The 11,126-nt window shown below is 60.0% G+C and carries 12 protein-coding genes and 1 tRNA gene; 8 read left to right on the top strand and 5 right to left on the bottom strand.

The features are described from left to right. The coding region (locus tag ABEA12_RS18555; RefSeq protein WP_345468912.1) for a Fe-Mn family superoxide dismutase at positions 1-124 on the top strand (124 nt) is incomplete at its 5' end. A gap of 89 nt (positions 125-213) precedes the next feature. Here the strand turns inward: ABEA12_RS18555 and ABEA12_RS18550 are convergent. Together ABEA12_RS18550 and ABEA12_RS18545 are read right to left on the bottom strand one after the other, a co-directional pair. Further along, the gene (locus ABEA12_RS18550) at positions 214-1,662 is read right to left on the bottom strand and encodes a DUF5129 domain-containing protein (protein ID WP_210101000.1); all 1,449 of its coding nucleotides are present in this window, start codon (positions 1,660-1,662) and stop codon (positions 214-216) included. A gap of 466 nt (positions 1,663-2,128) precedes the next feature. Further along, entirely contained in the window at positions 2,129-2,905 is a 777-nt protein-coding gene (locus ABEA12_RS18545) for a LysE family translocator (RefSeq protein ID WP_210100999.1), read from the bottom strand. 187 nt (positions 2,906-3,092) lie between these two features. Here ABEA12_RS18545 and ABEA12_RS18540 point away from each other — a divergent pair, with 187 nt between their 5' ends. Together ABEA12_RS18540 and ABEA12_RS18535 are read left to right on the top strand one after the other, a co-directional pair. Next, positions 3,093-3,539, top strand: coding sequence for an Lrp/AsnC family transcriptional regulator (locus ABEA12_RS18540; protein WP_210100998.1), 447 nt, complete (start codon positions 3,093-3,095; stop codon positions 3,537-3,539). A gap of 194 nt (positions 3,540-3,733) precedes the next feature. Continuing rightward, positions 3,734-3,961 carry a hypothetical protein gene (locus tag ABEA12_RS18535; protein WP_210100997.1) on the top strand — a complete coding sequence of 76 codons (228 nt, stop codon included), beginning with the start codon at positions 3,734-3,736 and terminating at the stop codon, positions 3,959-3,961. Positions 3,962-4,110: 149 nt separating this feature from the next. On the opposite strand, the gene ABEA12_RS18530 is transcribed toward ABEA12_RS18535, so the two are convergent. After that, positions 4,111-4,184: transfer RNA gene (locus tag ABEA12_RS18530), tRNA-Arg, on the bottom strand. A gap of 200 nt (positions 4,185-4,384) precedes the next feature. Here ABEA12_RS18530 and ABEA12_RS18525 point away from each other — a divergent pair. Next, a complete protein-coding gene (locus tag ABEA12_RS18525) occupies positions 4,385-5,626 on the top strand; it encodes an MFS transporter (protein WP_210100996.1) in 1,242 nt (413 codons plus the stop codon). On the opposite strand, the gene ABEA12_RS18520 is transcribed toward ABEA12_RS18525, so the two are convergent. Continuing rightward, a complete protein-coding gene (locus ABEA12_RS18520) occupies positions 5,623-6,468 on the bottom strand; it encodes an aldo/keto reductase (protein ID WP_210100995.1) in 846 nt (281 codons plus the stop codon). The two genes, ABEA12_RS18525 and ABEA12_RS18520, sit on opposite strands and share 4 nt — an antisense overlap. Positions 6,469-6,682: 214 nt before the next feature. On the opposite strand from ABEA12_RS18520, the gene ABEA12_RS18515 reads away from it, so the two are divergent. The 4 genes from ABEA12_RS18515 to ettA all read left to right on the top strand — a co-directional run bounded on the left by ABEA12_RS18515 (position 6,683) and on the right by ettA (position 10,088). After that, positions 6,683-7,336 carry a CPBP family intramembrane glutamic endopeptidase gene (locus ABEA12_RS18515; protein ID WP_345469251.1) on the top strand — a complete coding sequence of 218 codons (654 nt, stop codon included), beginning with the start codon at positions 6,683-6,685 and terminating at the stop codon, positions 7,334-7,336. Then, a complete protein-coding gene (locus tag ABEA12_RS18510; RefSeq protein WP_345469249.1) occupies positions 7,333-7,635 on the top strand; it encodes a CPBP family glutamic-type intramembrane protease in 303 nt (100 codons plus the stop codon). The genes ABEA12_RS18515 and ABEA12_RS18510 overlap by 4 nt, the downstream gene beginning before the upstream one ends. Positions 7,636-7,763: 128 nt before the next feature. Next, on the top strand, positions 7,764-8,258 hold the full coding sequence (locus ABEA12_RS18505; protein WP_210100994.1) for a single-stranded DNA-binding protein: 495 nt from the start codon (positions 7,764-7,766) through the stop codon (positions 8,256-8,258). Between the two features lie 147 nt (positions 8,259-8,405). Next, positions 8,406-10,088 (top strand): energy-dependent translational throttle protein EttA, encoded by a 1,683-nt coding sequence (gene ettA, locus ABEA12_RS18500; RefSeq protein WP_210100993.1) that lies wholly within the window; start codon positions 8,406-8,408, stop codon positions 10,086-10,088. A gap of 100 nt (positions 10,089-10,188) precedes the next feature. Here ettA and ABEA12_RS18495 read toward each other — a convergent pair whose 3' ends face one another. Then, a complete protein-coding gene (locus tag ABEA12_RS18495) occupies positions 10,189-11,079 on the bottom strand; it encodes an acyl-CoA thioesterase (protein ID WP_210100992.1) in 891 nt (296 codons plus the stop codon). Between the last annotated feature and the right edge of the window lie 47 nt (positions 11,080-11,126).

The raw sequence follows: 11,126 nt of genomic DNA, 5'->3' as shown, positions 1-11,126 counted from the left end.
TTACGTGAATGTGAAGGGCGACTATGTCAAGGCGTTCTGGAACATCGTGAACTGGGCTGATGTGTCGGCTCGTTTCGAGGCTGCCCGTAAGGGTGCTGCTGCGTTGATCGTCCCGGGCAAGTAACACACCTAGGCATACGGAAGGGCGGCTTTGCCTCGGGAAACCGAGATAAAGCCGCCCTTCGCGTGCTTGGAGCCGAACCCCTTGAATGCTCAGAAGCGGGAAGATGAGCCCGAACCGGAGAAACTGCCTCCGCTGGAGCCGTAACCCGTGCTGCCACCGGAGGAGCTAGGAGTGCGATGGGACTGGACGCTGGACCGGGCGGACCTGAATCCCGTGTTGAAGCCGACGGCCGTCCAGAACATGTTGGACGGATACACGGTGCCCAGGATGCTGGGGGACGGTGAAGTCCTGCTGCGGCCGCTGGATTCGGGAGTGCGCATTGCCGCTCGCATGAGATCGGCCTCTTCGTTGTCCTTTGAGTACTTGGCGATTACCGCCTCGGAGTATTCCTTGAGCAGGCCGGTTAGCTCTTTCTGGAATGCTGTGATCTTGTCCAAGGCGTCGTCGGGGCTGATCTGCTTCGACTGCAGTGCGGCGCCCAATCTTTCCATCCCGGCTGCCGTCGCCGCCTTGAAACGGTCCAAGGCGATGGCCGAGGGTGCCTCGGGCGCCGCATGCTGGCCCGTGGTGAGGTTGTCGATTTCCGACAGGTCCTCGCGTAGCGGAGCAATCTGCCGCTCCCAGGCACTTTCCCAGCCGGAGCCCATGTTCAGGAGCATGTTCGTATCGTGGATGACATCGTCCAAGCGATCGAGCTCGACGGCCTTGGCGGAGTATTTTTTCATGAACTTCACGGTATCGCCGCGTACGTGGGACTTGGCATCCATTCCGTTTGCCTTGTTGCTCATTTCGGCAAGCTCAGAATAGGCGGCCATGAACCCGCGATACTTCTCCAACACCAGACTTCCGTACCGTGAATCGGGGTCGATGGTCTTCGCGTTGAGCTCGGTGACTTCAAGATCCATGCTCACGTTCGAGTAGCTGGCGTTCCCCATTGCCAGGGCTTCTTCGGAACGTTTCCGGTAGTGCTTGCGAACACCCATCGTGGTGACAGTGCTTATTCCCCCAACGAGCAGGATGACGACGCCCCAGAGAATAGCGAACGGCGATGCATACCAGGGGCGATTCATGATCTTCGCAGCACTTTTGACCCCAGCGATGGTTCCGTCGGTCCACTGTGCCTCGCGATAAAGGTCCTTGGTGGCTTCCTGGATTTCGTCACGCTGCGAGGGGGAGACCTTGCGGTCCTCACCGAAGTACGTTCCGACCTGCCTGCCGGAACGATCGAGGGTGAAGACGAACAGTGAATCCGCCCATTTCTGGCCGTCAGCGCTCAGCCATTCAGGATGTTTGTCGCGCGCGAAACGCAAAACTTCCTCATTGAGGTCGTCTTCGTACTCGCCATCCCGAGTGTAGATGGCCACCTTTGTTGGTTCGTGGAACTTGATCTTCTCGATGGCAGGAACCAGCGTGTTGGAATCCAGGGTCCCGGCGGTGTCCTCCACAACGACGTCGGTGGCCTGTGCTGCCATCGCTGCGGGGGCGCCTGTGAGGAGGACCATGGTGCCGAGGACCAGGATGGAGAGAACTTTTCGCATGCGTAGTTGTGCCCTTCGTCTATTCAGATCTTTCCTAGAACCCTACCGGTCAATGTGAATCGTTGGACTAGGGTCCCGGTGCCCGCCGGTGTCGTCGCTGATGCAAGGCGTACACGTCGGCCATGGTCGCCTGGTATTGATCCGAGCATCAGGAGTAGGGTGTCAGGCCGCGCTGCCGCACTGAAAAAGGGGAACGGCGGTGTGCACGTTACTTGGTTGCTTCGTGGTGTCGACCTGCTTTGTGAATCAAGGAGAACGCGTCGTCGTTCAGGAAGCCGGCGCAGGTGACCCACCGCGCCGAGGTGCGCTAGGGGCCAATCCGCATTCCACCGGTGGCCATCGTATGCGGGGGATACCTTGGCGGACGGTGCCGGCTCCGACGTGACAGCAGTTGGCGGGTTGCCGTGCCCGAAAGTCCTACGTTCGGCGACCTGGTTCCCGCGTATTCCGGCAAACCCCGCGGGGATCAGTGGCCGAGCAACGCCATCAGCAACAGGATCGAATCCAGCAATGCCGGGGCTTGTTCAATAACCAGCAGCAGGCCCAATCCGATCATGATCACGCCGCTGGCCAGCGTGATGAATCGAGCGGCGGTTGGCCGCTGCCGCAATAGCGCCCGGGCGCCCAGGGCAACGCCCGTATAGATGAAGATTGATAGCACCATGTGGCTAGTGCCGAGTATCGCTGTTTGTACGGGTACCGAAAAGGAGGCCTCTGCATGAATGAACTGGGGAATCAGTGCGAGGTACAGCAGTAGGGCTTTCGGATTGGTGCCGCTTGTACCCAGTCCGCGGAAGAACGCCGGCCCGAAGAACCGTTGCGTGGTTTTCTGCAGCGCAGCCGCAGCGACCTGAGTGCGGACCGCAACCTTCACCGAACCTTCGATAGTGGAGTGAATCGGCTCATCCAGCGCTTGGGTTCCGGTGTCTTCGGCCTGGATTTCTTCTGCGTTGAATCCTGCCCTGCGCCACGATTTACAGGTGCTGACGCCCAACCAAAGCAGGTAGGCCGCCCCCGCGAGCGTGAGCCATGAAAGCAGTTGAGGCCGACTGGCAACCACGGCTGCCATTCCGACGACGATCAGTGCCGTGTGGAAGATGTAGCCACTGGATAATCCGGCAACGGCCGAAGAGACCCGATGCCGGCCCAATCCCGCGGAGATCGCGTAGGTCCAATCGGCGCCGGGCGTCATGGCCAGGGCGAAGGAAACCGCGATGAATGCGAGGAAGGTCTGGACGGCCATGATCACTTTTCTTTTCTGCTGTGGAGGTATACCGGCAAGTTTAGGAAGAAAACCTCGAGAGGTGCTTGCCGGTTCTTGCACTAAACGATGAGACTGGAAGATTAAATCCGAAACGCAATCCATATTGCGCAAGAATCTTGCGTAACATCTGTGGATAGGTGAGAAAGATCTATCGAAGGGCTCTGACATGGACGGAATCGATCGCGCTATCCTGCGAAAGTTGCAGGAGAACGGGCGCATGACCGCGACTGCCTTGGCGGTGGGCGTCGGGCTGACACTCGCTCCTTGCCATCGGAGGCTGAGGGAGCTGGAAAACAACGGGGTCATCCGGGGGTACGGTGTCGATGTCGATCCGGCCAAAGTTGATCTGGGGTTCGAAGCCATTATCTTTGTGACCTTGCGGGACCGCTCGAGCATGAAGGATTTTGAGCGCGAGGTTGGCGAGATCGGTCAAATCATCGATGCCCAGCGGCTGTTTGGTGAGCCTGATTTCTTGCTGCGCGTAATGGCTTCGGACCTGCCTGCTTATCAGCGGTTCTATGACGATGTCCTGGTGGGGCTGCCCGGGGTGGAAAAATTAACCAGCACAATCGTCATGAAAAACCTCAAGTCCGGGGGCCGGCTGCCGCTTTAGCCACACGGCTGTAGTACGGTCTTGGCTGACGTGGCGGCGGCTCCGGTTTACGAGCCCCGAGCTGGCTATTGTGAAATCCACCCAGCTGCGTGATGCTGAGGAAACCACGGCAAGCCGTGGAGCAGTGGAGAGCCCGAAATCAAGGAAGAAATCATGTATTTCCGCAGAGCGAAACCGTTTCAAAGGTATCGGCCATGAGCTCGATGCGGGTCGTCTTGCGTGGCGGCCCATTCGACGGCCGAGAAATGACCATCTGGGATTGGCCGGCTGCGCAGATGGTTGAATCGATGCCGACGGATCCGCATCGGGAAGAACGCGTGCGGGCCCGCTACCTAGCCAGGACCACCAGCACGTCCGGTGGCGAACCGCGGGAAATGATCTGGGATGGCGCACACAGGGTCGGGGGGATCCACCACGGCTGACGAGGCCGGAACTACATCGAAATACGTCGTGCCTGAAATTGGAAGCAAACGGGCCATGGTTTGAATCGTTGCTTCACCGCCCTGCCGCGTGCGGAAAGAAACGAGTGACATCCGCCAGGAATGCACAGCCGGATGTCACTCGTTGCAGGTGCCCCCGGCGCGACTCGAACGCGCGACCTAGAGATTAGAAGGCTCTTGCTCTATCCATCTGAGCTACGGGGGCCGGGCACAAGAATCATAGCCTAAACAACGGACACGCTCATATTCCATTCTTGGCCATACCGAGTTGGGAGTGCTACCGAGGCTCTGAAAAGTAATTACTCCGGACGTATGATGAAAGTGTCAACTATCGCCGTTGGAGGATGCGGACGACCAGTAGCCTCATTTATCGTTTGACCGCCGAAAGGATGGCAGTTACCCAGTATGTCCGAAGCACCCGTTGAAGTGGGGGGAAACCCGACGATCGCATCTTGGCGCAACTCCATCTTTGGCATCTTCTTTTTATGTGGCTTCGCGTTTGCTACGTGGGTTTCACGGCTTCCGGCGGTGCGGATGCAACTGGAGCTCTCCACTTCCGATGTAGGTATCTTGCTCTTTTCCCTGGCAATCGGGTCCATCGGCGGACTGGCGTTCGCCCCGGGCATCTTGGCGCGCCTGGGGATCCGGCGCGGTATCAAGCTGGGGCTGCTGAGCCTTGGTGCGGCACTGGTTGCGCTGGGTGGTGTGACGGAGATGTTGGGCAGCACCGGAGGAGCCATGGTGGTCCTTGCAGTCTACGGTTTCGTGTTTAGCGCCACCGATGTGATGATGAACGTCGACGGAGCCGCGGTCGAACGTTCGCTGGATAAGACCGTCTTGCCGATGATGCACGCATTTTTCAGTTTCGGGACCATTATCGGCGCGGTCCTTGGTGCAGGAGCGGCCCGGTTCGACATCGATGTGATGTGGAACTTCACCATTGTTGGTGCCTTGATCATGGGGCTGGGACTTTACTTCGTTCGCAACGTTTCCGGACTTGAACCGGTGCCGAATGGTGCTCCCGCCGCGATCCCCGCCCCAGAAAACAGATGGAGGCGCATCCGCGTCCTGTTCCGGGACGGGCACCTGATGCTGATCGGATTGATGGTTGCCGGTCTGGCATTTGCCGAAGGGACTGCCAACGACTGGCTCACGATAGCCGCGGTTGACGATCACGGCTTCAGCGAAGCCAACGGCGCGTTGGTCTTTGGGGCCTTCGTTGCCGCGATGACCGCCGGACGCATCTTCGGCGGCCCGCTTATCGACAGGGCCGGGCATAAACAGGTATTGATGTTCATGGGCCTGCTTGGGCTTAGCGGCATCGTGCTGTTCATCGTGGCCACGTCCCCATGGGCCGTCTTCACCGGTGCGCTGCTGTGGGGACTGGGAGGTTCACTTGGATTCCCGGTGGGCATGAGCGTTGCGGCGGCACATCCGACCGAGGGGCCCCGACGCGTAGGAATCGTTGCCGTGTTCGGCTACTCGTCAATGCTTGTCGGTCCACCCGTGTTGGGGTTCCTTGGTGAACACTTCGGGGTGCTCAGGGCGTTTACCGTCGTCGCGGTCGTTCTCCTCCTGACCCTGGTGATCACGCCAAAGGCAACTGCTGTGCAGGGCCCCGCTTCGGCGGCACAACGAATCGACTAGTGACCGAAACGCATTGGATCGACCCTTTCGTCGGCAGTACCATCGAGTTCGTCGATGGCCAAGACCTCTGCCGGAGACAGGTTAAACGCAAAGACATCCAGGTTTTCAACCATCCGATCCGGGTTCGAGGTCTTGGGGATCGGCACTACGCCGCGCTCTATGTGCCAGCGCAGCACAGCCTGGGCAGGGGTCACCTTGTGGGCGGCTGCCGCCTGCACAACCGGTGAGGTCTCCAGGAGTCCGTGTTCGCCGCGGCCCAGCGGGGCCCACGCCTCGGTGAGTATGCCGTGTTCGGAGTGGAATGCCACACGTGCATCGTCGAGCCAAAACGGTGAGAGCTGGAACTGGTTGACGTCGGGAACCACCCCGGTGGCATCAATAATTTCCTGGAGTTGCTCGACGGTGAAGTTCGAGGTGCCGATGGCCCTGACCCTCCCGCGCTTGAGCAACTTGACCAGCCCCTCCCAAGCCTGTACGTAGTTTCCTTGATTCGGGTTGGGCCAGTGGATCAGGAACAAGTCGATGTAGTCCACTCCCAGACGCTTGCAGGAATTCTCCCAAGCGTCCATCACACCCTGGACGGAATGCCATTGCGCATTGAACTTGGAGGTAATGAAGATTTCCTCGCGGGGAATGGACGTGGAACCGATGCCCTCGCCAATGCCCTCCTCGTTGCCGTACTGCTCCGCCGTGTCGATCAGCCGGTAACCGGCCTCCAATGCGTGGGCGACTGCCGCTCCGGCCTGGATATCGTCCAGCGGCCAGGTGCCTAGGCCAATGGATGGCATGAAGGCGCCATTGTTGAGTTCGCGTAACGGGACCGATGCGTAGTTATCTGACATTTGGCCATGCTATTGCACCAATCGCTTTCCCGATAGAGGGCCCCGGCGTGCACTACACAGCAACCCTGGAGACCTGGACCTGCGGTGGCAAGAGATCCTCGCAAAGAGGGACGCGTTCCTTGCCGGGGCCGTGGCAAGTTAGAAGGACGAGGCAAGGGGAGGTATCCAGAAGACCGGAGGCCATCGTCCATCCCGAGGGAAGGCACCAAAGGCTGTGAAGTTCAATTTTCGGGACATCTCGCTCTTCGTCGCGATCACCTTCAGGCTCGCCTGGCTGGTGGCATTGCCTCTGTGGCAAGGCGACGGACATTTCGATGCCCACTTCGGCACCGCGGCCCTGGCCATGATGTTCACCCCCGCGGTCGCTTCATTGGTGATGGTTTTCATCGTTGAACGTCCCCCGGCCAAGGCGCATGCCTTGGGCCTCTGGCCGCTCAAACCTGCCGGACGCCTGCTGTTGGGCCTGGGCCTGGGCCTGGGTCTTGTGGTTCCCGTGGCGCTCGTTTTGGCGGCACTTCCGATCGGCGCCGCCCTCGGCGTCTACCCGGCCGATTATGAGAACCTTTCCGGCTTCAAAATGATGCTCGGAGCCCAGCTTTCCACTTCAGGGCAGGGCGAACTGCCCTTGTCTATCGAGATGCTGGTGGCGCTTCAGTTTCTCAACGTGCTGGCGGGTTCGGTGATCAACCTGGTGCCCGCGTTGGGCGAGGAGCTCGGCTGCCGTGGCTGGTTGTTGCCCAAGCTCCTAAGGTACGGCCAGGTCAAGGCGATCGTGATCTCCGGAGTCATTTGGGGTGTCTGGCATGCACCACTGATCCTGCTGGGCTACAACTATCGGCTGGCTCCCGGTTGGCTGGGGGTACCATGATGACGAGCATGTGCATCCTTGTCGGGGCGGTCTTCGGCTGGTTGAGCCTGCGCTCCGACTCCGTGTGGCCAGCGGCACTGGCGCACGGCACGTTCAATGCGGCGGCAGGGTTCTTTCTGGTCTTTGCGGCGGTCGGCGCCCCGGCCAACACCGTCAACGCGACCATTCTTGGATGGTCCGCCTGGATCGCTCCGCTGGCTGTTGTCATCGTCCTGGTGGCCCTTGGACAATTCCGTCGCCTTTCGACGGTAGAGAGCCGCCGGAGGCAGTTACCCCCACAACCACCGTTTGACGGCTAGCTGTGATCGCGCATTCAGCGGCTTGTCCACAATCGCTACCCCGTTCTGCAAGACGTTGACGATGCACCTCCACACTGGGGTGATCGCGGCAGGAGACGCCTGCCCACATCCAAGCATTGGAGTGCACCATGACGGACCACATAACCTTGCGCGGTGTAGTGGGAACCGAGCGCCGCCAAAGCGGGGAAAACAGCGGAACGCTCATCGCCAAGTTTCGCTTGGTCAGCAACGAACGGCGGCAGGATCCGGATACCGGAAAATGGGCCGATGTACACAGCAACTGGTACACGGTCTCTTGCTTCCGCGCCATGGCGACCAACCTGCTTGAAAGCATCCACATGGGGGACCACGTAGTGGTCTACGGGAAGATGCAGGTTCGCGAGTACGACCGCAAGGACGGCACCCGCGGCTTCAGCGTTGACATCGAGGCCATGGCAATGGGTCATGACCTCCGATTCGGAGTAAGCCGTTTTGAACGCGTTCGGGGCGGTGGCAGCGAAGAAAACATCGATCGGCGTACCACTCACGCCATGCAGAACCCTGGCCAAGGGGAGGCAGTCGAGGAATTCCCGCAGACCGGTTGGCCCTCCGACGACCCCGGTTCCGAGGATGAAGCGGCCTAGCTGATCACGCAATTTGGACCAGTGATGTGTCGGCGGCCACTGCATGTGATGCGGTGGCCGCCCAATGTGTGCAGGAACATGCGCCATCGGTGGAATCCGGGGATAAAAATTGTGAGTAAGCCCGCCACAGGCACTAGCCTTGAAGGTATGGCGGAATTCATTTACACGATGACCAAGGCTCGCAAGGCCGTTGGCGACAAAGTCATTCTCGACAATGTCAGCATGTCGTTCTACCCAGGCGCGAAGATCGGCGTCGTGGGTCCGAACGGTGCGGGCAAGTCTACGATCCTGAAGATCATGGCCGGGTTGGACACACCCTCTAACGGCGAGGCGCGTCTAAGCCCCGGATACAGCGTTGGGATCCTGTTGCAGGAACCACCGCTGAACGAAGAAAAGACAGTCTTGGGCAACGTCCAGGAGGGAGTCGGTGAGATCTACCAGAAGATCTCCCGGTTCAACGAGATTTCCGAAGAGATGGCCCAAGACGGTGCCGACTTTGATGCATTGCTCGAGGAAATGGGACACCTGCAAGAGGCCATCGATACGGCGGATGCCTGGGATATCGATTCCCAGCTCGAACAAGCAATGGACGCGTTGCAGTGCCCGCCGGCTGATTCCCCGGTATCCCACCTCTCCGGTGGAGAGCGTCGCCGAGTTGCGTTGTGCAAGCTCCTGCTGCAGAAACCTGACTTGTTGCTCCTTGACGAACCCACTAACCACTTGGACGCCGAGTCCGTGTCGTGGCTGGAGCAGCACCTCAAGGCGTACCACGGTGCAGTTCTCGCGGTGACCCACGATAGGTACTTCCTGGATCACGTGGCCCAGTGGATTGCTGAAGTGGACCGTGGCCGCTTGATCCCCTATGAAGGCAACTACTCCACGTACCTCGAAAAGAAGCGCGACCGTCTCGAGGTCCAGGGCAAGAAGGACCAGAAGCTGGCCAAGCGCCTGAGCGAAGAACTCGAATGGGTTCGCTCCAACGCCAAGGGCCGCCAGACCAAGTCGAAGGCCCGTCTGGCTCGCTACGAGGAAATGGCTTCGGAGGCCGAACGCACCCGGAAGCTGGACTTCGAAGAAATCCAGATTCCAGCTGGGCCGCGACTGGGTTCGTTGGTCATCGAGGCCAAGAACCTGAAGAAGGGCTACGACGACCGCGTACTGATCGACAACCTTTCCTTCACGCTGCCGCGCAACGGTATCGTCGGCGTGATCGGGCCCAACGGTGTCGGCAAGTCGACCCTGTTCAAGACCATTGTTGGAATGGAGCCGATTGATGGCGGCGAGCTGAATATCGGCGACTCCGTCAAGATCTCCTATGTCGACCAGAACCGTGGTGGCATCGATCCGGAGAAGTCGTTGTGGGAGGTCGTGTCCGACGGCAACGATTACATGCACGTCGGCCAGGTAGAAGTCCCTTCACGGGCTTATGTCGCTGCCTTCGGATTCAAGGGACCGGACCAGCAGAAGAAGGCAGGTGTGCTCTCCGGTGGTGAGCGAAACCGCCTGAACCTGGCGCTGACCCTCAAGCAGGGCGGCAACTTGCTGCTGCTTGACGAGCCGACTAACGACCTCGACGTCGAAACGCTCTCCAGCCTGGAAAACGCGCTGCTCGAATTCCCGGGTTGCGCCGTGGTCGTATCGCACGACCGTTGGTTCCTGGACCGTGTGGCGACCCACATCCTGTCCTACGAGGGCACCGACGAGAACCCGGCGAACTGGCACTGGTTCGAGGGCAACTTCGAGTCCTATGAAGCGAACAAGGTCGAGCGCTTGGGCCCTGAAGCAGCTAAGCCGCACCGCGTCACCCACCGTCGCCTGACCCGCGGCTAGGGAGGTCCCTGCCGTGCGCGGCAGTAGCTTCCATGGTCAAACCAAAGGCCCGGATCCCCACCGATTACTCGGTGCCGATCCGGGCCTTTGGCGTTCCGGGCTATTCGCCGTCGTCCTTGGGCAGACGAACCATGCCTTCCTGTGCGACGGTGGCCACGAGCTGTCCGGCGCGGTTGAAGATCCGTCCGGTGGCCAAGCCGCGGGAACCCGAGGCGCTGGGTGATTCCTGCACATAGAGAAGCCACTCATCGACCCTGAACGGGCGGTGCCACCACATGGCGTGATCCAAGCTGGCCACTGACATGCCCGGGGTGATCCATGCCAGCCCGTGGCGTCGCAGAACAGATTCGAGAAGCGTGTAGTCGCTGGCAAAGGCCAGTGCAGCCCGGTGCAGGGCATCGTCGTCGGGCATGGCTGAGTTGGTTTTCATCCACACCGCGTTGGCAGCGCTTCGGTCCTCGGAACCCTTCAAGAACAGCGGCTCGCTGATGTAGCGAATGTCGAAGGGCCTGTTGAACGCATATTCCTTGGCAACGGGGTGGTTGATATCGCCGATCAGCTCCGCGGTCGAAGGCAGCGACTCGGGATCCGGGATTCCTTCGGGCATGGTGTCTTGGTGGTCGATGCCCTCGTCGTATGTCTGGAACGAGGCGATCATCGAAAGGATGGGCACCCCGTCCTGGTACGCATGGACCCGGCGTGCCGAGAACGAACGACCGTCCCGCAGCCGTTGCACCCCGAAAGTGATGGGCAGCCTCGCGTCTCCCGCACGCAGGAAGTATCCGTGCATGGAATGTATGGGTCGGGCCTGCTCGACGGTCTTGGACGCTGCCATCACGGCCTGGCCGAGCACCTGGCCGCCGAAGATCCTGTTCCTTGACTGCGGTGGTGTGTGGCCGACGAAGATGTCTTCATCGGTCCGCGCCTCGGGATCACCGCTTAGGTCAAGCAGCTCAATCAGTTTCGGCGTCGTCGTGTCTTGGGTGCTCACGTTTGTGCTCCTTGAAAGGGAGAAATAATGATCTGGTTAGACACTAT

Origin of the sequence: Paeniglutamicibacter antarcticus, assembly GCF_039544305.1 — a bacterium.
GTDB classification, from domain to species: Bacteria; Actinomycetota; Actinomycetes; order Actinomycetales; family Micrococcaceae; genus Paeniglutamicibacter; species Paeniglutamicibacter antarcticus_C.
Note: the sequence above shows the minus strand (reverse complement) of the source record. Positions and strands in the feature narration are given on the sequence as shown.

What these genes read in the sequence shown, in the direction of transcription:
- ettA (WP_210100993.1), top strand. Translation starts at nt 8,406, where the DNA reads ATGGCGGAATTCATTTACACGATGACCAAGGCTCGCAAGGCCGTTGGC.
- ABEA12_RS18540 (WP_210100998.1), top strand. Translation starts at nt 3,093, where the DNA reads ATGGACGGAATCGATCGCGCTATCCTGCGAAAGTTGCAGGAGAACGGG.
- ABEA12_RS18545 (WP_210100999.1), bottom strand. Translation starts at nt 2,905, where the DNA reads ATGGCCGTCCAGACCTTCCTCGCATTCATCGCGGTTTCCTTCGCCCTG.
- ABEA12_RS18550 (WP_210101000.1), bottom strand. Translation starts at nt 1,662, where the DNA reads ATGCGAAAAGTTCTCTCCATCCTGGTCCTCGGCACCATGGTCCTCCTC.
- ABEA12_RS18520 (WP_210100995.1), bottom strand. Translation starts at nt 6,468, where the DNA reads ATGTCAGATAACTACGCATCGGTCCCGTTACGCGAACTCAACAATGGC.
- ABEA12_RS18525 (WP_210100996.1), top strand. Translation starts at nt 4,385, where the DNA reads ATGTCCGAAGCACCCGTTGAAGTGGGGGGAAACCCGACGATCGCATCT.
- ABEA12_RS18510 (WP_345469249.1), top strand. Translation starts at nt 7,333, where the DNA reads ATGATGACGAGCATGTGCATCCTTGTCGGGGCGGTCTTCGGCTGGTTG.
- ABEA12_RS18535 (WP_210100997.1), top strand. Translation starts at nt 3,734, where the DNA reads ATGAGCTCGATGCGGGTCGTCTTGCGTGGCGGCCCATTCGACGGCCGA.
- ABEA12_RS18505 (WP_210100994.1), top strand. Translation starts at nt 7,764, where the DNA reads ATGACGGACCACATAACCTTGCGCGGTGTAGTGGGAACCGAGCGCCGC.